This is a genomic window from Enterococcus sp. BWB1-3 (assembly GCF_016745275.1).
Lineage (GTDB): Bacteria > Bacillota > Bacilli > Lactobacillales > Enterococcaceae > Enterococcus_L.
The window spans coordinates 32,951-54,325 of the sequence record NZ_JADOEP010000007.1; the positions used below are offsets into that span (position 1 = coordinate 32,951).

Genomic DNA, 21,375 nt, shown 5'->3' on the forward strand with positions numbered 1-21,375 from the left:
CATAACTTGATGAAAAACAATAGCCTGTGGAATACAGCAGAATTTGAAAAAATTCGGATTTTCAGTTTTCAATTTTTGGAAGAATGGCTGTTTAAGATTGTTGACTGAAGCAACGGAAATTAAAGAGAGTTACTGCTTGTGTACTGTCTGATTGCTCTCAATAAATTGATGCTGATTTTTTTAGGCAGTTGATAAAGGAGATAGGAATTTTTTTAAGAATTGACAGCAGGTTGCACAAGGACAAAAAGATGAAGAAACCAATAGTGAAAATCATATTATTAATTTTCTGAATCTAAAATTTCTCTGTTATTTCCCATTCACTTTTGGTGATAGCAGATAGTTAGTCAAAAAATACATGGCTATTATTTATCAATTGCAAATTTTTTGATTAATAACCATACATTTCAGAAATTTTTCTACAGTTTCAGAAAAATATTTCTTCATGATTTTGTCATGAGATTGAAATACTCAATATTGACTTTTTTTCAATTAAGTGCTAATGTTATTGAGTGATTTTGCGAACGGAGGAGGATAAAATATGGCAGTAAAAAAAGCAGCTCTAGCCTGTTCAGTTTGCGGCTCTCGCAATTATTCCAAAGCAGTCAGTGAGGGAAAGCGCGGAGAGCGATTGGAAGTAAAAAAGTTCTGTAAATATTGCGGACAGCATACCTTACATAAAGAAACGAAATAACCATTTGGAGGGGTAGAAATGAAATTTTTTAAAGGTGTCAGAGAAGAAATGAAGCAAGTCACTTGGCCTGGAAAAAGACAATTGCGTAAAGACACGCTGACTGTTATTGAAACAACAATCCTGTTTGGCGTAATGTTCTTCATTATGGATACAGCCATTCAGACATTGTTTAGTTTAATCCTTCGCTGATTGTAACTGGTATTTTACTGAAAACGGTGCTATACTGTTGTGGTAAAGAAAAACTTCGGGACTGCTGAGGTTTTTTTATTTTTCTTAAAAATAGAACCTGTGTGGAGACTTTGACAGCAGAGTGTTCAAACAGATTCTTGCTAATCTAAATTATAAGGAGCTAGAAAAAATGGAATCCTATGAAAAAAACTGGTATGTGCTGCATACTTATTCCGGTTATGAAAACAAAGTAAAGGCAAATATTGAATCTCGTGCTCAAAGCATGGGGATGGGTGACTTTATTTTTCGTGTAGTTGTTCCTGAAGAAACAGCTACAGAAGAAAAGAACGGAAAAAAGAAAGAAGTCGTTCATAAGACATTTCCTGGATATGTACTTGTTGAAATGGTCATGACAGATGATTCCTGGTATGTAGTTCGTAATACTCCCGGCGTAACAGGCTTTGTAGGATCTCATGGTGCAGGAAGCAAGCCAGCTCCTCTGTTGCAGGAAGAAATCAATCATATTCTTCGCTCCATCGGTATCAGTACACGTCAATCTGAACTTGAAGTAGAGATTGGGGAAACTGTTCGAATTATTGAAGGAGCCTTCTCTGGACTGGAAGGTGAAGTGACAGAGATTGACGAAGAGAAACAAAAACTGAAAGTAAACATCGATATGTTTGGTCGTGAAACAAGTACCGAACTGGACTTTGAACAAGTGGACAAAATCTAAAGCTTGGACTAAATAAATAGATAGGATCTTTTAAACTGAGCAGCCTCAGTTTAAAAGATCCTTTTTTAATGTTCGTGTTTTCGTCGATTTGAAGAAAGACAAACAGAATTAAATGTCTATACATAAATTAAAGGAAGTAAAAATTATACTTTGTTTGAGAAATTGCACTCTGTTATTGTAAATCAAGTAGAAATTTTTTTTGAGTAAATGAGTAGAAAGTTGAATGGAAATGCGAACAAATTGTATTTGTTATTCATTTGCTTTGAACTTGTGCTGAAAAAATAAGAATATACTGCAAAGTCTTATTGAAAATGTTCGTATTCTTGATTATAATATTACAGAAAACGAATGAGGAGAGGTTGAATGAAGAAGAATGTTCCGTATTTGATTATTACACCTGGTATTATTCTACTGTTATTTTTTATGATTGTACCATTGGTAAACAGCATCTGGCCAACAGTTTTTACTGAAAACGGAGCCAGTGTTCAATCCTATGTCGATTTTCTGACAGACGATTATAACCTGAAGATTTTTCTTCGTACGATACGAGTATCGTTGATTGTAACAGTGATATCTGCTGCTTTGGGAATACCGGCGGCCTATTTTATTGCAGGAGTGAACAAAAAATGGAAGAGCATCTTGATGGCAATGACGATGTTTCCACTGTTAACAAATTCGGTTATCCGAAGCTTTGCGTGGATCAATATTTTGGGGAAATCCGGTGTTGTAAACAACTTGCTCGTGAATACCGGAATTGTTGATGAGCCGCTGACGTTGCTGTACACAGAATTTTCCATTGTTGTCGGATCAGTTTATCTTTTTTTACCAACAATGATAATGACACTTGTAGGTGTGATGGAAACAATTGAACGGGAAACATTGGAAGCTGCTGAGACGCTGGGCGCAAGTCCTTTCAGGGCTTTTTATAAGATTGTTCTCCCTCTTTGTACACCAGGTGTAATTGTCGGCAGTATTCTGGTGTTTACTGGGACTATGACAGCCTATACCACACCACAGTTATTGGGAGGCAATAAAAATATGATGATGGCAACCTTCCTTTATCAAAAAGCATCTACATTAGGCGACTGGACATCAGCTAGTGTCATTGCACTGATTATGATTGCAACCACACTTATTGTAAATAAGGGATTGAACATGATTGCTGCCCGTCTGGATCGGAGGGAGATGAACCATGCGTAAACAAAGAGGAATGACAATCATTGCAGTTTTAGTCTTTGCGTTTCTTTTTTTGCCGCTTGTCGTGATTGTGGTCACATCATTTGGTAAATCCGCAACGATTCAGTTTCCAATAGAAGAATTTTCTTTAGACTGGTATAAAAAAGCACTCAGCTCAGAAACATTTATGAGCAGTTTTAAATTAAGTCTATCCATCGGTATTGGAGCAACACTTCTTGCTTTACTGGTTGGGGTGCCTGCTTCCTACGCACTTTCCCGTTACAGTATGAAGAGTAAAAATATATTGAAAAGTTTCTTTTTATCTCCAACCATGATTCCGGGAATCGTTGTCGGCTACTCGCTTTTTCAATTTGTAGTGATTCGCTTGAATCTGCCGGTTATTCAGGGGCTTCTGATTGGTCACTTTCTGATTAGTCTTCCTTACATTATTCGGGTGGTTGGTTCGAGTATGGAGCAGCTTGATTTTTCAATGGAAGAAGTTGCCTGGACATTGGGCTGTACCAGACCCCGGGCATTTATGAAAATTGTTTTGCCAAATGTTTCTTCAGGAATTTTTGCGGCATTTATGCTGGCTTTTGTTAATTCATTTAACAATGTTCCTGTCTCCATGTTTCTTTCAGGACCGGGAGTGACTATGTTGCCGACCTCTTTGTTAAGCTACATCGAATACACCTATGATCCGACTGTTTCAGCGATTTCAGTGATGATTATGCTGCTGACCATTTTGTTGATGTTTATTATTGAAAAGACACTGGGGTTGGCATCTATTGCATAGTAGTAAATTAAAAAAATTCTTGTCGCTGTCAGTCAGCTGAACAGGATTTGTATACCGATGGAGGGATAAAGTGAGTTTTGTAAATTTAAGTAATATTCGTGTCAGTTACGACGGAAAGCAAAATATACTGGAAGATTTAAACATTTCCATGGAAAAAGGCGAGCTTGTTTCTTTGCTGGGACCGAGCGGCTGTGGAAAAACGACCACGCTTAGAGTTATCGCAGGCTTGATTTCCCCTAATGACGGGTCTTTTATATTGGATGATCAGGAGCTTGTCAAAGTGCCTGTTCACAAACGAAATTTTGGAATGGTTTTTCAAAGTTATGCCTTGTTTCCACACTTGACAATTTCAGAAAATGTTGCGTTTGGCTTAAAGCTTCGTAAAGAAAAAAAAGAAACAGTTGATAAAAAAGTAGCAGAGATGCTGGAAATTTGCGGTCTGGGTCATTTAGGAGAACGTTATCCTAAACAGCTGTCAGGCGGTCAGCGTCAGCGAGTTGCGTTAGCCAGAGCCTTGGTGATTGAGCCGAAGCTGCTTCTTCTTGATGAACCATTAAGTAACTTGGATGCAAAGCTTCGTGTACAAATGAGAATTGAGATTAAGCGAATTCAGCAGCAGCTGGGGATTACAACGGTTTTTGTAACGCATGATCAGGAAGAATGCTTCTCTATTTCTGATAAAGTAGCGGTAATGAATAACGGTGTGATTGAACAATATGATACACCTGAGAAAATTTACAGAAGTCCGAAGACAAAATTTGTAGCACAATTTATCGGCTTCGAAAATTTCTTTTCGGTTAAGCATTTAGAAAAAAGTCGTTATCAGACAGACAGTGTTGTGATTGAAACAGACGTTTCTTCAGCACCTGCTTCTGAGCTTGTTGCCACAATTCGTCCTGAAGACATCGAAATTGCTTCAGCAGCTCAGGAAAATCTAGTTGAAGGACAGGTTGAAGTCCGTACTTTTCTTGGTAAAAGTTATCAGTATGAAGTTGCTACTTCATTGGGGAAATTTTTGGTTAATGGAACAGATAAACAAATTTATGAAGCAGGCGATACTATCGTACTGCATTTTCCAAAAGAAAAAATTGTTCTTTTGGAAGATAAATAAACTAAACTGAGAAAAGAGGAAAAAATAGTGAAAAAACGTTTTGCATTGGGATCATTCGTTTTGGCAAGTATCTTATTATTGACAGCATGCGGAGGAGGAAATTCTGAGTCGTCTTCTTCCGACAAAGCAGCTTCTAAAGATTTAGTCGTGTCAACATTTGGATTGAGTGAAGATATCATAAAAAGTGATATCATGGTGCCTTTTGAAAAAGAGTTTGGGGCTAAAATTACTTTGGATGTAGGCAACAGCGGTGACCGTTTTACAAAGCTTGTCAGCAATCCTAAAGGAATAGATGTGATTGAACTGGCTCAGGCCAACTCTGCGGACGGTGCTTCTCAAGGCTTGTTCGAAAAATTGGATGAATCAAAAATTCCAAACCTTGCTGATTTGACATCCGGTGCCAAAGAAGTATTTGACAGCGGAGCTGGTGTGCCAATTGCTGTGAATAGTGTAGGGATTGTTTATGACAAAGAAAAAGTCGGTAAAGAAATCACTGACTGGTCTGATTTATGGGATTCCTCTTTGAAAGGAAAAATCTCCATTCCTGAAATTACAACAACTGCAGGCCCATTGATGATGTATATTGCCAGCGATTATGCAGGAAAAGATATTACCGAAGACAACGGTGAAGCAGCTTTTGGAGCTTTGGAAGAGTTAAAACCGAATATCGTAAAAACCTATGCAAAATCATCTGATCTTGCCAACATGTTTCAAGCTGGTGAAATTGAAGCTGCGATCGTAATGGATTTTGCCTATGATATCATAAAAGGTGATTCAGAAACAATCGAATATGTAGTTCCGGAAAGCGGGACTTATGCAAACTATAATACGGTCAATATTCCTGTAGAAGCTGCCAATAAAGAGCTTGCCTATGAATTTGTTAACTACAGAATCAGTGCGGATTCTCAAAAGACAAAAGCTCTTTCTTTAAATGAAGCGCCAACAAATGGAAAAGTGGAGCTTACTGATGAAGAAGCAGGGAATATGACATATGGTGCTATTGCAGATCGTGCGAAAACCGTTGATTTTGAATTTGTTAATGAACAGTTAACGGACTGGATTGATCAATGGAACAGACTAATCAATCAATAGTCTTATTCTGAATATTTTTGCTTTTCATAAAGCTGAAAAAAATAGAAGGGTTGGGATTACGGTTCCAGCCCTGTTATTTATTTTGAAGCTGAGAATTGAAAACTGATAGTGAAAAAAATGGAGGAGACAACATGCATGTAGATTTACTGATAAAAAACATCAATGTTTTTAATACTGTTAAACAAATCTTTGAAAAGAAGCAGGTGACCGTCCATAAAGGAAAGTTTTACTACATAAGTCCGAACGACCTGTTGGATTTTAATGCTGTTCAGGAGATTGATGGCGGCGGACGTTATATGATTCCCGGATTAATTGATATTCATATGCATATTGAAAGCTCTATGACTACCCCTGCTATCTTTTCAAAAGCAGTGCTTCCCTTTGGTGTGACAACTGTTGTTGCTGATGCTCATGAAATGGCGAATGTCTTTGGTATCAATGGACTTACGGAGTTTATGAATGCTGAAACAGAGATTGACATTTTTCATGCGATTCCTTCCTCCGTTCCATCCACAACCCCTGAACTTGAAACGACAGGCGGAATTATCGGACTTCCGGAAGTAGCTGAATTACTGGAAAATCCGCAAATTGTCTGTCTGGGAGAAGCCATGAACTTCAATGGTATTGCAAATGAACCTCAGTCACTGATCCAGCAGATTATCGATCTCTGCCGGGAAAAAAGACCCACGATGCCTCTTGAAGGACATTGTCCGAAAATATACGAAGAAGAGCTGGCGGCCTTTATGTACAGCGGAATCACTTCAGACCATACCCATCAGTTTCCTGATTCGTTGGCAGAAAAAATAGAAAATGGCATGTTTATTCAATTCCAAAATAAATCAATTACGAAAGAAAATATGGCAGTTATTGTGGATAATAATTATTATGATTATGCTTGTATTATCACAGATGATGTAATGGCGGATGACTTGTTAAATGGTCATTTGAACGAAAATCTGAAAAAAGCTGTACAGGCTGGACTCCCTCTGGAAAAAGCAATCTACATGACAACTTATACCCCGGCACAGCGGATGGGTTTCCACGACAGGGGAATGATTGCTCCCGGAAAAGCTGCTGATTTTATATTACTGGATGATTTGAACAGCTTCTCTATAGCGGCTGTGTACAAGTCCGGACAATGTGTTCACAAAAAAGGGGACAAGGTCAGCTATCCTGACAAAGTTGAGCAGTTTCCTGCCGCATACAGTCAGACATTGAAATGCCAGAAGCTGACAGCTGCTGATTTGAAAATTCGTGTGGAAACAGACTTACCGGCTGTCCGATGTAATGTGATTCAAAAACAGGAGGTTGGCACATTTACTGAAAGAATAACCAAGGAAATTCCAATAAAACAAGGTTATTTGGATTGGGAGCATTCAGACTGTGCCTTGTTGATTGTTATGGAGCGCTATGGCAAAAATGGAAATATTGCTTTTGCCTTGATGGAACAGCCGCTTAGTGAACAGGGGAGTATTGCCACGACTTGGGCGCATGATCATCATAATTTGATGGTGTTGGGAAATAATAGTCAGGATATTCTTATTGCACAACAGGAGCTGTTGGATATACAGGGCGGTTATGTTGTAGCGGCAGATCGGCAAATTAAAGCAGTTTGTCCTTTGCCGATCGGTGGGATTTTATCACAGGCACCTATTGAAGAATTGGGTAGAGAACTTAACGAGGTTCGTCAGGCGATGCAGCAGCTTGGCTATAAAAATATGAATGAAATCATGTCGTTTTCCACACTGTCTCTTCCGGTTTCGCCTGCAATTAAAGTAACAGATAAAGGCATGATGAATACAAAAACGCAGGAATTTTATCCGCTGATTTTTCCGGAAGATGGGGTGATCATATGACCACATTAATCAAGAATGTGCATGTTCTGACGATGGATGATGAAATGAAGGAATATAAAAAAGGATATGTACTCATCGACGAGGAGAATATTTCTGCTGTTGGCGAATGGAAAGAACAAAATATTCAGTCAGATGAAGTGATTGACGGAAGCGGGAGCCTTCTTTTACCGGGATTCGTCAACACGCATACACATGCAGGAATGATTCCTTTTCGGTCACTGGGAGACGATGTACCAGATCGGCTGCGCAGATTTCTTTTTCCGCTTGAAGCATTTATGACGAAGGGGTTGGTGAAAGCCAGCAGTGCGTATGCCATCAGTGAGATGCTGCTCAGTGGAGTCACTGGCTTTTGTGATATGTATTATTTTGAAGATCAGGTGGCGGAAGTCTGTGAGGAATTCCATGTCCGTGCTGTTGTAGGAGAAACTATTATTGATATGCCTACTTGTGACAGTTCAGACCATTCCGGCGGTCTATCCTATTGTGAAACATTTTTGCCGAAATGGCAGGGGCATCCATTGATTACACCAGCAATTGCTCCGCATGCACCCAATACCAATACGAATGAGGCGTTGGAAAAGATAGTTGAAATGAGCAAAAAATATGATGTTCCAATTACCATGCATGTGGCAGAAATGGATTATGAAATGAAGGAGCTGGCAGAAAAATATGGGCTTACGCCTTTTGGCTATCTGGAAAAATTGGGTTTTATGGAACAGCCGTTTATCATGGCTCATTGCATCCATATGTCTGAAGACGATATTGCTTTGACAGCCAAATATGCAGAGACAGCAAAGATTGCCCACTGCATTGGTGCCAATACTAAATCAGCGAAAGGAGTTGCTCCGGTGAAGGCGATGCTGGAGGCAGGTCTAACAGTAGGATTAGGAACGGATGGTCCCAGCAGCGGTAATACATTAGATCTTTTTACTCAAATGAAACTGTTTGCCAATTTCCATAAGACATACGAAAAAGACAGAGCATTATTTCCTGCGAAAGAAATTGTTCGGCTGGCAACCAGAGGAGGAGCAGAAACTTTAGGTTTTCACGAAACAGGCAGCATTCAGCCTGGTAAAAAGGCCGATCTGATTATGGTTGAAACAGAGTCAGTCAATATGTTTCCGATTTTTGATCCATATTCTGCTCTGGTTTATTCTGCGAATCCATCAAATGTTCAGCAGGTCTGGGTAAATGGTCGGCTGCTAGTTTTAAATCATCAGCTGGTGGAGCATGATTTAAAACAAATTAGATCAAACCTGTATAAGCAAATGGATAAGTTTGTTGCAGAAGCAAAGAAAAGAATGTAACTATTAATAAAGCAAGGACAAGACAAACACTCATGAGTGTTTGTCTTGTCCTCGCTTTATCCTATATTCCAAAACTATTTATTTAATTGTTCGGTTAGTCTTTTTGCTGTAGGTGTAACTGCCAAACCGCCTTCCGCTGTTTCTTTGAAAATGCTTGGCATTTGTCGACCTACCTGATACATCGTAGCTACGATTTCATCTGGCGGAATCACACTTCTGATTCCGGCTAAGGCCATATCGGCAGAAATGAATGCCTGCGAAGACCCTAATGCATTACGCTTTACGCAGGGAACTTCAACCAGTCCAGCGACCGGATCGCAGATTAAGCCCATCATATTTTTCAATGTAATTGCAATTGCCTGAGCAGCTTGTTCTGCGGTTCCGCCGGCAGCGCAAACCAGAGCAGCACTTGCCATGGCGCTGGCAGAGCCGACTTCAGCCTGACAGCCGCCCTCTGCTCCGCTGATGGAGGAATTATTGGCAATGACCAATCCAAAAGCACCGGCTGTAAATAGAAAATTCAGCTGTTGTTCATGAGTCAGATTTAACCGTTCAACAGCTGCCATCAATACCCCTGGGACGACTCCTGCACTTCCCGCAGTTGGTGTTGCACAGATCAACCCCATATTGGCATTGACTTCGTTAACTGCAACGGCATTTCTGACGGCAGTCAAGATTGTTTCACCGCTTAAAAAATTTCCGGATTGAATGTATTCAGTCATTTTCACAGCATCGCCTCCGGTTATGCCTGTTACAGATGTGACCCCCGCTGTACCTTCTTCAATTGACTGTTTCATGACAATCAGATTTTTTTCCATTGTTTCAATTACCCGCTGCCGGTCACACTGGCTATTTTCCATTTCTAAAGCAATCATTAATTCAGCAACAGAAGGATAATTTTTTGCTTGTTCTACCAGTTCTTTTATAGAAAGAAACATACTCGTTTGGCTCCTTTATTAGTCAAAGTAATTAACTGTGTGGATATGAGGGATTTTCTTTAGCGTGGCTGCGACAGTATCAGATGCTCGTTGATCAATCTCGATAATCATAATAGCTTTTTCACCCTTGGATTCACGGGTCACAGTCATGGTTCCGATATTTATGTTTAAGCTGGAAAGCTGATTGGTTACTTTGGCGATCATACCTGGAACATCCTGATGGACAATAATGAATGTCGGAGTCCCCATATTCAGCGAGATCTTGAACCCATCCAGCTCTGATATCTGGATATTGCCGCCGCCAATGGAAATTCCTGTGACAGACAGCTTGCGGTTTCCTTTAGAAACAAGCAGCTGAACAGAATTTGGATGATCCGCCCGCTCATTCTTAGGCACAAAAAGAACTTCCATTTCTTTTGCGTGAGCAATTTTTAGAGAATCTGCCAGCTGCGGGTCATCGGGTTCCATATCAAGCAAGCCTCCGACAAGGGCAATGTCTGTACCATGCCCTCGATAGGTTTTTGCAAATGACTCATATAAATAAATGTCCACTGTATCCGGCTGTTCTCCGAAAATCGTTCGAACAATTTTTCCAATACGGGCAGCACCGGCTGTATGGGAACTGCTGGGACCGATCATAACGGGGCCAATAATATCAAAAATACTTTTATAGCGAAGCTGTTCCATCGTTCTTCCTCCTCATGAATGCAGTAGCTTACTGCCGAAAGTGTATCACAGGAAATGGAAAGAAAAAAGTCTTTCTCATGAAAAATGAATAGAATTATCTGGTATCTGCAATTTAAAAAAAACTGACAACCTTCATCATAATGAAGAATAGACGTTTTCGTACTTTTGGTGTAGAAAGTTATTAAAAATCATTGAAAAAATTTCTGTTACCCTGTATACTATTAAAGTGTGCATTTTTGTACATGTCTTTTCCTGGCGTTTTAAGGAAAGACCGTGGGAGGAGAAATATTGATCTCCAATTAACCACATCACGGACTCAAGGAGGTATGTCTCGTGGCAAAAAAAGTAGAAAAATTAGTTAAATTGCAAATTCCTGCAGGTAAAGCAACACCAGCACCGCCGGTAGGTCCTGCACTAGGTCAAGCGGGTATCAACATCATGGGATTCACAAAAGAATTCAATGCTCGTACAGCCGATCAAGCAGGTTTAATCATTCCAGTGGTAATCTCTGTATATGAAGATCGTTCATTTACATTTATTACCAAAACACCGCCAGCTGCAGTATTATTGAAGAAAGCAGCTAAAATTGACAAAGGTTCAGGCGAACCAAACAAAAACAAAGTAGCTAAAGTAACCAGTGACCAAGTAAAAGAAATCGCTGAACTTAAGATGGCAGACCTAAACGCCGCTGATGTAGAAGCAGCAATGCGCATGGTTGAAGGAACTGCACGAAGCATGGGGATCACTGTAGAATAATAGATTATCTGCAACCCTAAAGAAGTAGCTTCTCAGTCGGCTTCATATTGAAAAATGTGAATTACGTGGGAGGTTCTACCGTTATAACCACAATCAAGGAGGAAACAAAATGGCTAAAAAGAGCAAAAAAATGCAAGATGCATTAAAAAAAGTTGATACTACTAAAGCTTACACAGTAGCAGAAGCGGTAGCTTTGGCTAAAGATACAAATACTGCAAAATTTGACGCAACTGTTGAAGTTGCCTACCGTCTAAACGTAGACCCTAAAAAAGCAGACCAACAAATTCGTGGAGCAGTTGTACTGCCAAACGGAACTGGTAAAACTCAAACCGTTTTAGTATTCGCTAAAGGGGACAAAGCAAAAGAAGCAGAAGCTGCAGGAGCTGACTATGTTGGCGATGCAGATATGGTTAATAAAATTCAACAAGGCTGGTTCGGTTTTGATGTAGTTGTTGCTACTCCGGATATGATGGCTGAAGTTGGTAAATTAGGTCGTGTTTTAGGTCCTAAAGGTCTAATGCCTAACCCTAAAACAGGTACTGTAACCATGGACGTAACAAAAGCAGTTAACGAAGTTAAAGCAGGTAAAGTAACTTACCGTGTTGATAAAGCCGGTAACATCCATGTACCTATCGGTAAAGTATCATTTGATACAGAAAAATTAATTGAAAACTTCAACACAATCAATGATGTATTGCTGAAAGCTAAACCATCAGCTGCAAAAGGTCAATATATTAAAAATATTTCAGTAACAACAACATTTGGACCTGGAATCCACGTTGACCAATTTTCTTTCTAATATTTAAAAGCTGAGCAGACTCGGTCAAATCATGAACAAATTAGGAAAATGGCCCAAAGATGTTTTCTATCTTTGAGGGCAGTTTATCTATTTGTTGAATGATTTAGTTTGAGAAGCTGGATAAAGTAAAAGCTGAGCAGACTCGGTCAGCTCTCGAATAATAAGGAAAAGCAATTATAGCGATGCTTTTCGTCGCGAATTGTTTAGACTTATTATTGAAGAGAGCTAGTTTGAGAAGCTGGATAAAATAAAAGCTGAGCAGACTCGATCAAGTCATATAATATTAGATAATAAAAACTATTGACTCAACTACCTTACCTGTGGTAAGGTAGTTGAGGTTAATAATAACTGTACCGAAGACAGCAGGTGACATAAGTCTTAATTTCCTGCCGAGGACAATGATTGATGAAAAAATTTGTCAATGAGTCCCTCTATGTCAACGGTGGCATGGAGTTTTTTGTTGTCTGCAGCAGAAAGCTTCTCCATCATCATTCAGGAGGTGAAAAATAAATGAGTGAAACAGCAATCGCTAAAAAAGCAGCATTAGTAGATGACGTAACTGAAAAATTCAAAGCAGCATCTTCTGTAGTTATCGTTGACTACCGTGGATTAACTGTTGAAGAAGTAACAAATTTACGTAAACAACTGCGTGATGCAAACGTTGAAATGAAAGTTATTAAAAATTCTATTCTTTCACGTGCAGCAAAAGCAGCTGGTCTGGAAGGACTTGATGAAGTATTCACAGGACCTACAGCTGTAGCATTCAGTAATGAAGATGTCGTTGCACCGGCTAAGATTATGGATGAATTTGCTAAAGATGCAAAAGCATTGGAAATCAAAGGCGGAGTTATCGAAGGTAAAGTGGCTTCTATGGAAGAAATTACTGCGCTTGCGAAACTGCCAAGTCGCGACGGTTTATTATCTATGTTGCTATCTGTTCTACAAGCACCAGTCCGCAACGTTGCCTATGCTGTCAAAGCAGTGGCAGAAAAAGAAGAAGCTGCTTAATCCCAGCATGAAATTAGTATTACAAAAAAATATAGTTTATCAAACTTTAAATGGAGGAAATTAAAAATGGCATTGAACATTGAAAACATTATTGCTGAGTTAGAAACAGCAACTATCTTAGAACTAAGTGAATTAGTTAAAGCTATCGAAGAAAAATTTGACGTATCTGCAGCAGCTCCTGTAGCTGTAGCAGGCGGAGCTGCTGCTGGCGCTGTTGAAGAACAAACTGAATTCACTGTAGAATTAACTGCAGCTGGAGATCAAAAAGTTAAAGTTATCAAAGCAGTTCGTGAAGCAACTGGTCTTGGCTTGAAAGAAGCTAAAGCTGTAGTTGACGGAGCTCCTGCACCAGTTAAAGAAGCAATCGCTAAAGAAGAAGCTGAAGCATTGAAAGCAGCTTTGGAAGAAGTAGGCGCTTCTGTAACATTAAAATAATACAAACTGATTATTTTAAGTCGGAATCCTTAGCAAATAAGGGTTTCGGCTTTTTTGTTTTTACTGATAAATTAACAATTTTTCTTTAAGATCTTTTACTCATGAAATGGGTAGAGTGCAGGAATGGTATAATTATTTAGGTCAGCAATGAATTTTTTTAACAAGAGGAGGCTATCATGAAAGAAAGAGCTGTACTGATCATTCATGGATTTGGCGGGAATGAACAGGAAATTTTATTTCTACATAATTATTTAAGAGAGAACAAGATTGACTCTTTCTGGATTCAGCTTTCGGGACATAATGGCAACAGAAAAAGCTTTTCAAAAGCTACCTGTCAGGATTGGCTGAAAGATGTAAACAGCAAAGTTGCCGAACTTAGTGAAATTTACAAGCAGGTGACCTGTATTGGTTTTTCAATGGGTGGTTTACTTGCGATTCATGCTTCGGAAAATAAAGTAGTGGATCAACTGGTCTTATGCAGTACGCCTATCTATCTTTATAATCCAGCAGTTATTATGAGTAATCTTTTAGACGGTTTTTTCTCTGGTAATAAGAATATAAGGGATTACTATTTTGATTCCGTAACGACCACTTCATTTAAGGCCTGTCTGCAGTTTTTAAAACTTTTGCATCTAACAAAGAAAAGACTTAAAGTGGAGAACAATGTGAAAAGCAGTCTAATGATTCTGCAAAATAAAAGAGATGAAACCAGTCATTATCGAAGTGCTGATTTTCTATGGCTGTATACCGGTAAAAAAGGAAGTGTACGCTTATATAATAATGGAAACCATCAGCTGTTTTTAAGTGAAAATAAAGAAAAGGCTGTTGAAGAGATTCTACTCTTTATTGTCGGACTGGAAGAAACAAACGTATTCCGGCAAAATATCACAGTATCTGGGATTTAATCATAAACAAAAATTTTGTCACAATACATAATAATCATTGATAGTTTAATTTATAAAGATAATTGCAGCTTAACTTTCTGTGATTATCTTTTTTATTTTATCAAATGTTTTGAAGTTATTAACGATGTTCAAATTTTGTGTAACTCGTCTAAAATAGTGTTAATAGTTATTTATCTACATTTCTCATTTCATTCTCACAAATGTTCTTTAACAATTGACATTATATAGATGTTTGTCTATATTTGAATAGATGATTATCTATGTAGGAGGAGATAACGATGGATTATGAATCAACTTCCCTGATACTTAAAGCGATAGCTGATCCAAACCGTATGAAAATTATTGATTTGCTTTCAAATGGCAGTATGTGTGCATGTAAGGTGTTGGAGCATTTCAATTTTACTCAGCCGACTCTTTCGCATCATATGAAGATATTGGAAAATACTGGGATTGTTTCAGTCAGTAAACAAGGTCAATGGCATCATTATTTGTTAAGAGAAGATTTTGTGAAAAGATTTATGACTGATATGGAACAGTTGTTGTCCGATAAAAATTTGGAATCAGAAAAAAATTGACTGAAAAAGAGAGCGTCAATTAATAGGGAAAGAATATCAATAAGGGGATAGGTATTAAATGACAAATGCACTTGAAATTAAAGCCTTAACAAAAGTATATGCTACAGGAGTTGAGGCATTACGAGGGATTGATCTAATCGTAAAGGAAGGCGACTTTTATGCGCTGCTGGGACCAAATGGAGCCGGAAAATCAACGACTATTGGAATTATTACTTCCCTTGTCAATAAGACATCAGGAAAAGTGAAGGTATTTGATTATGATCTTGACACAGATTTAGTTCGTGCAAAGCAGCAAATAGGGCTGGTTCCTCAGGAGTTTAACTTTAATCCATTCGAGACCGTTCAGCAAATTGTTGTCAATCAGGCAGGGTATTATGGGGTTCCGCGTAAAGAAGCATTAAAACGCAGTGAAAAATATCTAAAGCAGTCAGATTTGTGGGAAAAGCGAGAGGTGCGTGCCCAGATGCTTTCTGGAGGGATGAAGCGACGATTAATGATTGCCCGTGCGCTGATGCATGAACCGCGTCTGCTTATTTTGGATGAACCGACAGCGGGAGTAGATATCGAGCTTCGTCGTGAAATGTGGAGCTTTTTAAGAGAATTGAATGAAAATGGGACTACGATCATTCTGACTACTCATTATCTGGAGGAAGCAGAAATGCTTTGCCGAAATATTGGAATTATCCAATCTGGTGAACTGATAGAGAATACAAGCATGAAAGAGCTTTTAGCAAAACTGCAATTTGAAACATTTATTTTCGATTTGGCGCCATTTGATGAAAAACCGAAAATCACAGGCTATAAAAGTATATTTGAAGATGAGCTGACCCTGGCTGTAGAAGTTGAACGAAATCAGGGAATTAATGAAATTTTTGAACAGCTTACTAAACAGGGGGTAAGGGTTCTTTCCATGCGCAATAAATCCAACAGACTGGAGGAGCTGTTCCTGAAAATTACAGAAGAAAAACATCAAGTGGGGGAAAAATATGTTTAGTCTTTATTTCACAGCATTGAGAAGTTTGGCAGTAAAAGAAACAAACCGCTATATGCGAATTTGGGTACAGACGCTCGTACCGCCGGTGATTACTACATCACTGTATTTTGTTATTTTTGGGAAAATGATTGGTGGACGAATCGGAGAGATGGGCGGATTTTCCTATATGGAATTTATTGTTCCCGGACTGATCATGATGTCTGCCATTACAAGCTCTTATTCCAATGTCTCTTCTTCTTTTTTCTCTCAGAAGTTTCAGAAAAATATTGAAGAGCTGCTGATTGCACCGGTACCAACACATGTGATTATCTGGGGCTTTGTTATTGGAGGAATGGGGAGAAGTATTTTGGTAGGTACACTTGTGACAATTATTTCTCTGCTCTTTGTGCCGTTACATGTTTATTCATGGTTCATTGTTATTATTACGCTGCTTATGACAGCCATATTGTTTTCATTAGCAGGACTGTTAAACGGTATTTTTGCCAAGTCCTTTGATGATGTGTCCATTGTACCGACGTTTGTTTTACAGCCGCTAACTTATCTTGGTGGAGTCTTTTACGCAATCTCCATGCTTCCGTCATTTTGGCAGGCTGTTTCAAGAATTAATCCAATTGTTTATATGATTTCAGGATTTCGCTTTGGTTTTCTTGGAACAACAGATGTACCGATTGCTGTTTCTGTAATAATTCTTGTTCTGTTTATACTAGTTCTTTATATTGTCTGCTGGCGTTTGATTGAAAAGGGCCGTGGGTTGAGAAGTTAATATCATATAAAAAAGCTGATTTTTAACAGGAATAATGTCTAGGGTCATCGTCATCTTTTTATTTTAAGCGTGGGATTATCACGGATTCACTCACAGTATTCTTCAATTTCAGCCTAATTTAAATATTCACTTCAAATTATTTTTATTTAATGTACTCAGTTATAAAGGATATTGCTATACTTTTTTAGTTACTTGTGGTATTGTAATAGATGTAGTATTTTTCTGGTTCAATTTAGTAGGCTTTATCCTTATCTGTTTTTAGAATAATTCCTCTTATTTTTATCATGAACATATATTGCAAATAAAATGTGCAAAAAGCACTAGGAGGAACATAACTATGAATACAGGTACAGTAAAATGGTTTAATGCAGACAAAGGATTTGGTTTTATTACTGGAGAAGACGGAACAGACGTTTTTGCTCATTTCTCAGCTATCCAAGGAGATGGATTCAAGACTTTAGATGAAGGTCAGTCCGTATCATTTGACGTTGAAGATGGTCAACGTGGACCACAAGCAACAAACATTGTAAAAAACTAATTTAATTTAACCATTAAAAACAGTCTTTTTAAGGCTGTTTTTTTAATAAGAAAGATTACTGCAATTAATTGGAGGCGAAAAAGATGTATAGAAAAAAAGTTGATAATGATTCTGAAATTAAACAATCATTTGATCTTGAACAGAAGGTCTCATTTATTTACAAGCAGGAAATTCGGACAGGAAAAATTGTTAAAAAACTTGATTACGCCGCTGTTGTAAAAATAGATTTGTTGGCTTCAGCATCGCATTCAGAGGACAAGACTGTTGTGAATTACAGTGATTTATACAAGAGATAAAGAAGATGTTTTCTTTTAGCCTACTAATACTTCAGTAATACAAAATCGATTATAAAGTTTTTAAAGAGCGATAATTCTTTGAAGTGATTCCAAAAAGTTAGACCAAAAAATCTAACTTTTTGGGATCGGTTTACTTAAGAAAAGAATTATCGCTTTTTTTTATTGAGTCTGTTATAGTGCATATTTAAAGACTGAAAAAGTTAAAATTAAAATAGAAACAGTTCCCATTCCAGCTAAAATAGTCAGGTATTTATCCAAATCTGATCTATCTTTAATTATTTTCACTAATACCAGATAAACGAGAATTCCTGCAATCCCACCGCCAGTATTCATAAGAAAATCAGTTACATCTGAAACACCAATAGAGAAGATATATTGAAGAATTTCAAATGTCAGGCTTACACCAGCCATTAAGAAAATTTGTTTAACATAAGACAACTTGGTTGGAACCAGATTTAAATAGACCCCAAAAGGAAAAAAGATAAATAAATTGCCGAGAACTTCGGGCGTATTGAATTTTCCTTTTTTAAAGGAAGAATCGCCAAATGGGTGAAGATTAACTGACTGAAGGTCTGGCATATTATCGAGTGACAGTTGAAGCTTAAAAATAACAGTCCAGACCAGCATGAAAAGATAAATAATAAAAAGAACTATAGAAAATTTTTGAAAACTTGACAGTTTCATCCTATCCCTCCTTTTGAACAAGCCATTGTTTTATTATATCATGAATAAATTAAGCTTTAGGAATGACATTTACAATACAGGGCTTACATTAACGAAAGCTTAAAAAAATAGAAAAAGAATGACTGCTCATCGTAAGGAAGATAAAAATATTAACTTTTAAAAAAAGAGACAATTCAGTGTATTCCCATGAAAAATGCCCAGGCTCATGTTGATTTACTGGGCAGAGTATTTAATTGGACTAGGCAATATTTTTTAATGGTTGTAGGACAAATTTGCGGATGAATGAATTAGGATTTCTAACGATAAATTTTTCAATAACCAGCTGCTTTCGGCTGTTAAAATGACCAAAAACAGAAAGCTCAAAGGTATTATCCTCTAAAAAAAGTATGAGATTAGCCAGCTCTCGTTTGGCAACCAGACAATTAATCGGTTCATTTCGGTTATGCAGTGTGAAACGGACCAGTAGATCAGGGAACGATGAAACCAGTCTGATTTTATCAGCAATACCAACATAACTGTGTTTTTTCATAATAAATTCCTCCTTAAACTTCACTCCATTTATGAAACGCCGGCAGCTCAATATTTCGTATCTCATCATAATGTACTTTCGTATCATCCACAAAAAATCCAAGCTCATCAAAACCTTTAATTATTCCTGTAATATCGCTAAAATAATTATTTTCAAGATCCTTCATCTCAAGCTGAATTGCGACGATCTGCTGATTTTGATAGGCGAATGCCAACAGTTCCTGTATCTCATTTTCAGACATCGCTTTCTTGGGGAGAATCACCCGCTGTTCTCTTTTTTGTTCTTTCTCCATTTCAGCAGTATGCTCAGACAAATACATTCCCTGCCATTTTTGAATCCCTCTATCCTGATATTCTCTGAAGTAAGAATCATTTAAATCAATTTTTTTCGGCATCATATTCACTCCTTAAACCATCCATTCCTCCGGCATGTCCGCCAATCAGTGAAGCTCGGCTGATTGCTGTTCCTCCTGATAATAATGAATTGGCATGCACAATTGAGGTAAAACCATATTTTTTACGAATTGCATCAATCAAGTGATCCAGTTTATAATCATTTACCAGATCTGCCGGCTCGTGAAATAAATCCAGTTGGATCATATCTGTTTCCACCAGCTTTGAAAAAGAAACACCGACTTGTCGTACTTCCATTCCTGTCCAGTTATGTCTGAATAGTTCAAGGATATATTCTTTTAGTAACTTCGACTGATTGGTGGGTGAGATTTTCATTTGCTGGCGAAAGCCTTTGTTTCCCTGCTTTCTGTACCAGCTGGAATAACCTATGTAAAGAGAAACACACTGTGTCTGAGCATTATGTTTTCGTAATCTGGCAGCCACTTGATCTGTAACCTCCTGAAGTACTGTTTCTATTTCTGTCTGCAAACGATAGTCCCTGGGCAAAATCTGATTGTTGTTGAATGATTTTTCTGCTGGAACATAAGTATCAGAGATTCTTGTTCGATCGATGCCCCATGAATGGGCGTAAAGCTGTAAACCAATAACACCCAGCTCCTCTTTTAGCTTATATTCATTTGTATGGGCAAGATCAAAGATTGAATGGATATTCAAGTTGTGTAAGCGTTTGGCTGTTCGACTATTAATGCCCCACATTTCGGTAATGGGGTAAATTTTCCATAATTTATCAGGCACATCTTCGTAGCGCCATTCTGCGATTGATTCAACCGTCTGCTTTGATTCAACATCCAAAGCTGCTTTAGCCAATAAGGGATTGTCTCCAATCCCGATGGTAACATGAAGTCCGGTATCCTCTTTAATCCGTTTTTGAATTTCTTCTGCCAACTCAAAAGTATTTTTTCCAAATAATTTTTTACTGGCAGTAATATCAAGAAATGTCTCATCAATAGAGTAGATGAGGATGTCTTCTACAGCTGTATACTGTTTAAAAATCGAATTGATTTTCATATTTTCATTAATATAAAGCTGCATCCGTGGAGGAACAATCAGCAAGTCTGGATGGTCAGGCAAATCCCACTTACGCATAACATTGGAAAGCCCCAGCGCTGATTTTGCCATAGGAGAAGCAGATAGAATCAAGCCGCCTGCATTTTCTGCATTGCTCATCACAACGAGCATGGTTTCCAGCGGATCAAGCCCCATCTGGATGCATTCTACAGAAGCATAAAAGGATTTAACATCAATACATAAAATATCTCTGCGTTCTTCTTTATCGTAGTCGAATTTCATGGTCAGCATCTCCTGAAAAATATTCTATGATTAAATTATACGAACATTTGTTCTTGTTGTCTAGCATAAGATATTTGACCAGAAGAACGTTATTACATCAGTTATTGTAAAAAGAGATTAAATCTGGGATTTATTTATATAAAATATTAGAATCTGAATGAAAAGTATTGAGAAAATGAGTTATCAACGTTTTTCCAAATAGACGTATTTGTATTGAGAATTGAACAATGTGAGACTCACATATACAAAAAATTTTTATTAATATAGAAACTTTTAGCAGAATGGTATGATTCATCTCTCAGAAGCTGATAGTTTAATAAATCACTGAGGAAAATAGGGAGTGGTTATCAACTTTCAACGAATGAATGATAGAAGCTTCCCGCTTTTGACGAAATAGTATAGGTGTTTTGGGCATAGACAGCTGAAACTTTTCCTTTTTCACTTATGGGGGACAAATCATGGTGTGCGTACCGAGAATGCAATTGATTTTATGGCTATAAAATCAATTCATTAATACGAAATCAAGGATATGCTCCTACGCTTCTTCGAATGCTCGTCGCATGCCTGAGGGGCAAGTAAAAACATGCTCCTACGGTTCTTCGAATGCTCGTCGCATGTCTGAGGGGCAAGTAAAAACATGCTCCTACGGTTCTTCGAATGCTCGTCGCATGCCTGAGGGGCAAGTAAAAACATGCTCCTACGGTTCTTCGAATGCTCGTCGCATGCCTGAGGGGCAAGTAAAAACATGCTCCTACGGTTCTTCGAATGCTCGTCGCATGTCTGAGGGGCAAGTAAAAACATGCTCCTACGGTTCTTCGAATGCTCGTCGCATGTC

General features: G+C 38.1%; 25 protein-coding genes and 1 other annotated feature. Of the genes, 19 read left to right on the plus strand and 6 right to left on the minus strand.

Going from position 1 to position 21,375, the window contains the following annotated elements:
* Window positions 1–538: 538 nt before the first annotated feature.
* The 9 genes from rpmG to IW492_RS07070 all read left to right on the plus strand — a co-directional run bounded on the left by rpmG (window position 539) and on the right by IW492_RS07070 (window position 8,930).
* Window positions 539–691: a 50S ribosomal protein L33 gene (gene rpmG / locus IW492_RS07030; protein WP_202066875.1), complete on the plus strand. Its 153-nt coding sequence runs from the start codon at window positions 539–541 to the stop codon at window positions 689–691.
* An 18-nt stretch (window positions 692–709) separates the two neighbouring features.
* Window positions 710–880, plus strand: a complete 171-nt coding sequence (gene secE / locus IW492_RS07035) for a preprotein translocase subunit SecE (protein WP_202066876.1) — start codon at window positions 710–712, stop codon at window positions 878–880.
* Window positions 881–1,049: 169 nt separating this feature from the next.
* On the plus strand, window positions 1,050–1,592 hold the full coding sequence (gene nusG / locus IW492_RS07040) for a transcription termination/antitermination protein NusG (RefSeq protein ID WP_202066877.1): 543 nt from the start codon (window positions 1,050–1,052) through the stop codon (window positions 1,590–1,592).
* 363 nt (window positions 1,593–1,955) lie between these two features.
* Window positions 1,956–2,792 (plus strand): ABC transporter permease, encoded by an 837-nt coding sequence (locus IW492_RS07045; protein WP_202066878.1) that lies wholly within the window; start codon window positions 1,956–1,958, stop codon window positions 2,790–2,792.
* Window positions 2,785–3,564 (plus strand): ABC transporter permease, encoded by a 780-nt coding sequence (locus tag IW492_RS07050; protein ID WP_202066879.1) that lies wholly within the window; start codon window positions 2,785–2,787, stop codon window positions 3,562–3,564. The genes IW492_RS07045 and IW492_RS07050 overlap by 8 nt, the downstream gene beginning before the upstream one ends.
* A 70-nt stretch (window positions 3,565–3,634) precedes the next feature.
* Window positions 3,635–4,675 carry an ABC transporter ATP-binding protein gene (locus IW492_RS07055; RefSeq protein WP_202066880.1) on the plus strand — a complete coding sequence of 347 codons (1,041 nt, stop codon included), beginning with the start codon at window positions 3,635–3,637 and terminating at the stop codon, window positions 4,673–4,675.
* Between the two features lie 27 nt (window positions 4,676–4,702).
* Entirely contained in the window at window positions 4,703–5,767 is a 1,065-nt protein-coding gene (locus IW492_RS07060) for an ABC transporter substrate-binding protein (protein ID WP_202066881.1), read from the plus strand.
* A gap of 131 nt (window positions 5,768–5,898) precedes the next feature.
* Entirely contained in the window at window positions 5,899–7,623 is a 1,725-nt protein-coding gene (locus IW492_RS07065) for an adenine deaminase C-terminal domain-containing protein (RefSeq protein WP_202066882.1), read from the plus strand.
* The gene (locus tag IW492_RS07070; protein WP_202066883.1) at window positions 7,620–8,930 is read left to right on the plus strand and encodes an amidohydrolase; all 1,311 of its coding nucleotides are present in this window, start codon (window positions 7,620–7,622) and stop codon (window positions 8,928–8,930) included. The genes IW492_RS07065 and IW492_RS07070 overlap by 4 nt, the downstream gene beginning before the upstream one ends.
* A gap of 74 nt (window positions 8,931–9,004) precedes the next feature.
* Here IW492_RS07070 and sdaAA read toward each other — a convergent pair whose 3' ends face one another.
* Both sdaAA and sdaAB read right to left on the minus strand, forming a co-directional pair.
* Window positions 9,005–9,868 carry an L-serine ammonia-lyase, iron-sulfur-dependent, subunit alpha gene (sdaAA, locus tag IW492_RS07075; protein WP_202066884.1) on the minus strand — a complete coding sequence of 288 codons (864 nt, stop codon included), beginning with the start codon at window positions 9,866–9,868 and terminating at the stop codon, window positions 9,005–9,007.
* Between the two features lie 18 nt (window positions 9,869–9,886).
* Window positions 9,887–10,555, minus strand: coding sequence for an L-serine ammonia-lyase, iron-sulfur-dependent subunit beta (gene sdaAB, locus IW492_RS07080; protein WP_202066885.1), 669 nt, complete (start codon window positions 10,553–10,555; stop codon window positions 9,887–9,889).
* 333 nt (window positions 10,556–10,888) lie between these two features.
* Here sdaAB and rplK point away from each other — a divergent pair, with 333 nt between their 5' ends.
* The 10 genes from rplK (at window position 10,889) to IW492_RS07130 (ending at window position 17,624) form a co-directional block, all read left to right on the plus strand.
* Entirely contained in the window at window positions 10,889–11,311 is a 423-nt protein-coding gene (gene rplK, locus IW492_RS07085; RefSeq protein WP_202066886.1) for a 50S ribosomal protein L11, read from the plus strand.
* Window positions 11,312–11,420: 109 nt separating this feature from the next.
* Window positions 11,421–12,110: a 50S ribosomal protein L1 gene (gene rplA, locus IW492_RS07090; RefSeq protein ID WP_202066887.1), complete on the plus strand. Its 690-nt coding sequence runs from the start codon at window positions 11,421–11,423 to the stop codon at window positions 12,108–12,110.
* Window positions 12,111–12,445: 335 nt separating this feature from the next.
* Window positions 12,446–12,578 (plus strand) — a sequence feature (ribosomal protein L10 leader region).
* A gap of 42 nt (window positions 12,579–12,620) precedes the next feature.
* Window positions 12,621–13,118 carry a 50S ribosomal protein L10 gene (gene rplJ, locus IW492_RS07095; protein WP_202066888.1) on the plus strand — a complete coding sequence of 166 codons (498 nt, stop codon included), beginning with the start codon at window positions 12,621–12,623 and terminating at the stop codon, window positions 13,116–13,118.
* A 66-nt stretch (window positions 13,119–13,184) separates the two neighbouring features.
* Window positions 13,185–13,553, plus strand: a complete 369-nt coding sequence (rplL, locus tag IW492_RS07100; RefSeq protein ID WP_202066889.1) for a 50S ribosomal protein L7/L12 — start codon at window positions 13,185–13,187, stop codon at window positions 13,551–13,553.
* Window positions 13,554–13,729: 176 nt separating this feature from the next.
* Entirely contained in the window at window positions 13,730–14,458 is a 729-nt protein-coding gene (locus IW492_RS07105) for an alpha/beta hydrolase (RefSeq protein ID WP_202066890.1), read from the plus strand.
* A 278-nt stretch (window positions 14,459–14,736) separates the two neighbouring features.
* Window positions 14,737–15,033 (plus strand): ArsR/SmtB family transcription factor, encoded by a 297-nt coding sequence (locus IW492_RS07110; RefSeq protein WP_202066891.1) that lies wholly within the window; start codon window positions 14,737–14,739, stop codon window positions 15,031–15,033.
* 58 nt (window positions 15,034–15,091) lie between these two features.
* Window positions 15,092–16,027: an ABC transporter ATP-binding protein gene (locus tag IW492_RS07115; RefSeq protein ID WP_202066892.1), complete on the plus strand. Its 936-nt coding sequence runs from the start codon at window positions 15,092–15,094 to the stop codon at window positions 16,025–16,027.
* Complete coding sequence (locus IW492_RS07120) at window positions 16,020–16,790, plus strand: ABC transporter permease (protein ID WP_202066893.1); 771 nt, start codon at window positions 16,020–16,022, stop codon at window positions 16,788–16,790. The genes IW492_RS07115 and IW492_RS07120 overlap by 8 nt, the downstream gene beginning before the upstream one ends.
* 337 nt (window positions 16,791–17,127) lie before the next feature.
* Window positions 17,128–17,328, plus strand: a complete 201-nt coding sequence (locus IW492_RS07125) for a cold-shock protein (protein ID WP_202066894.1) — start codon at window positions 17,128–17,130, stop codon at window positions 17,326–17,328.
* A gap of 83 nt (window positions 17,329–17,411) precedes the next feature.
* On the plus strand, window positions 17,412–17,624 hold the full coding sequence (locus IW492_RS07130) for a hypothetical protein (RefSeq protein ID WP_202066895.1): 213 nt from the start codon (window positions 17,412–17,414) through the stop codon (window positions 17,622–17,624).
* Between the two features lie 171 nt (window positions 17,625–17,795).
* Here IW492_RS07130 and IW492_RS07135 read toward each other — a convergent pair whose 3' ends face one another.
* The 4 genes from IW492_RS07135 to IW492_RS07150 all read right to left on the minus strand — a co-directional run bounded on the left by IW492_RS07135 (window position 17,796) and on the right by IW492_RS07150 (window position 20,540).
* The gene (locus IW492_RS07135) at window positions 17,796–18,308 is read right to left on the minus strand and encodes a VanZ family protein (protein ID WP_202066896.1); all 513 of its coding nucleotides are present in this window, start codon (window positions 18,306–18,308) and stop codon (window positions 17,796–17,798) included.
* A gap of 238 nt (window positions 18,309–18,546) precedes the next feature.
* The gene (locus tag IW492_RS07140; RefSeq protein ID WP_202066897.1) at window positions 18,547–18,837 is read right to left on the minus strand and encodes a hypothetical protein; all 291 of its coding nucleotides are present in this window, start codon (window positions 18,835–18,837) and stop codon (window positions 18,547–18,549) included.
* 13 nt (window positions 18,838–18,850) lie between these two features.
* On the minus strand, window positions 18,851–19,231 hold the full coding sequence (locus tag IW492_RS07145) for a hypothetical protein (RefSeq protein WP_202066898.1): 381 nt from the start codon (window positions 19,229–19,231) through the stop codon (window positions 18,851–18,853).
* On the minus strand, window positions 19,215–20,540 hold the full coding sequence (locus IW492_RS07150) for a Y-family DNA polymerase (protein WP_202066899.1): 1,326 nt from the start codon (window positions 20,538–20,540) through the stop codon (window positions 19,215–19,217). Before IW492_RS07150 ends, IW492_RS07145 begins: the two co-directional genes overlap by 17 nt.
* Window positions 20,541–21,375: the final 835 nt, after the last annotated feature.

Bases quoted from the DNA above. Each gene is read 5' to 3' on its own strand.
- IW492_RS07050 (WP_202066879.1), top strand. From the start codon at position 2,785: ATGCGTAAACAAAGAGGAATGACAATCATTGCAGTTTTAGTCTTTGCG.
- IW492_RS07140 (WP_202066897.1), bottom strand. From the start codon at position 18,837: ATGAAAAAACACAGTTATGTTGGTATTGCTGATAAAATCAGACTGGTT.
- secE (WP_202066876.1), top strand. From the start codon at position 710: ATGAAATTTTTTAAAGGTGTCAGAGAAGAAATGAAGCAAGTCACTTGG.
- IW492_RS07150 (WP_202066899.1), bottom strand. From the start codon at position 20,540: ATGAAATTCGACTACGATAAAGAAGAACGCAGAGATATTTTATGTATT.
- IW492_RS07145 (WP_202066898.1), bottom strand. From the start codon at position 19,231: ATGCCGAAAAAAATTGATTTAAATGATTCTTACTTCAGAGAATATCAG.
- IW492_RS07115 (WP_202066892.1), top strand. From the start codon at position 15,092: ATGACAAATGCACTTGAAATTAAAGCCTTAACAAAAGTATATGCTACA.
- sdaAA (WP_202066884.1), bottom strand. From the start codon at position 9,868: ATGTTTCTTTCTATAAAAGAACTGGTAGAACAAGCAAAAAATTATCCT.
- IW492_RS07045 (WP_202066878.1), top strand. From the start codon at position 1,956: ATGAAGAAGAATGTTCCGTATTTGATTATTACACCTGGTATTATTCTA.
- IW492_RS07125 (WP_202066894.1), top strand. From the start codon at position 17,128: ATGAATACAGGTACAGTAAAATGGTTTAATGCAGACAAAGGATTTGGT.
- IW492_RS07110 (WP_202066891.1), top strand. From the start codon at position 14,737: ATGGATTATGAATCAACTTCCCTGATACTTAAAGCGATAGCTGATCCA.
- IW492_RS07105 (WP_202066890.1), top strand. From the start codon at position 13,730: ATGAAAGAAAGAGCTGTACTGATCATTCATGGATTTGGCGGGAATGAA.
- rplL (WP_202066889.1), top strand. From the start codon at position 13,185: ATGGCATTGAACATTGAAAACATTATTGCTGAGTTAGAAACAGCAACT.
- IW492_RS07135 (WP_202066896.1), bottom strand. From the start codon at position 18,308: ATGAAACTGTCAAGTTTTCAAAAATTTTCTATAGTTCTTTTTATTATT.
- IW492_RS07070 (WP_202066883.1), top strand. From the start codon at position 7,620: ATGACCACATTAATCAAGAATGTGCATGTTCTGACGATGGATGATGAA.
- rplJ (WP_202066888.1), top strand. From the start codon at position 12,621: ATGAGTGAAACAGCAATCGCTAAAAAAGCAGCATTAGTAGATGACGTA.
- IW492_RS07120 (WP_202066893.1), top strand. From the start codon at position 16,020: ATGTTTAGTCTTTATTTCACAGCATTGAGAAGTTTGGCAGTAAAAGAA.
- IW492_RS07065 (WP_202066882.1), top strand. From the start codon at position 5,899: ATGCATGTAGATTTACTGATAAAAAACATCAATGTTTTTAATACTGTT.
- IW492_RS07130 (WP_202066895.1), top strand. From the start codon at position 17,412: ATGTATAGAAAAAAAGTTGATAATGATTCTGAAATTAAACAATCATTT.
- sdaAB (WP_202066885.1), bottom strand. From the start codon at position 10,555: ATGGAACAGCTTCGCTATAAAAGTATTTTTGATATTATTGGCCCCGTT.
- rplA (WP_202066887.1), top strand. From the start codon at position 11,421: ATGGCTAAAAAGAGCAAAAAAATGCAAGATGCATTAAAAAAAGTTGAT.
- nusG (WP_202066877.1), top strand. From the start codon at position 1,050: ATGGAATCCTATGAAAAAAACTGGTATGTGCTGCATACTTATTCCGGT.
- rpmG (WP_202066875.1), top strand. From the start codon at position 539: ATGGCAGTAAAAAAAGCAGCTCTAGCCTGTTCAGTTTGCGGCTCTCGC.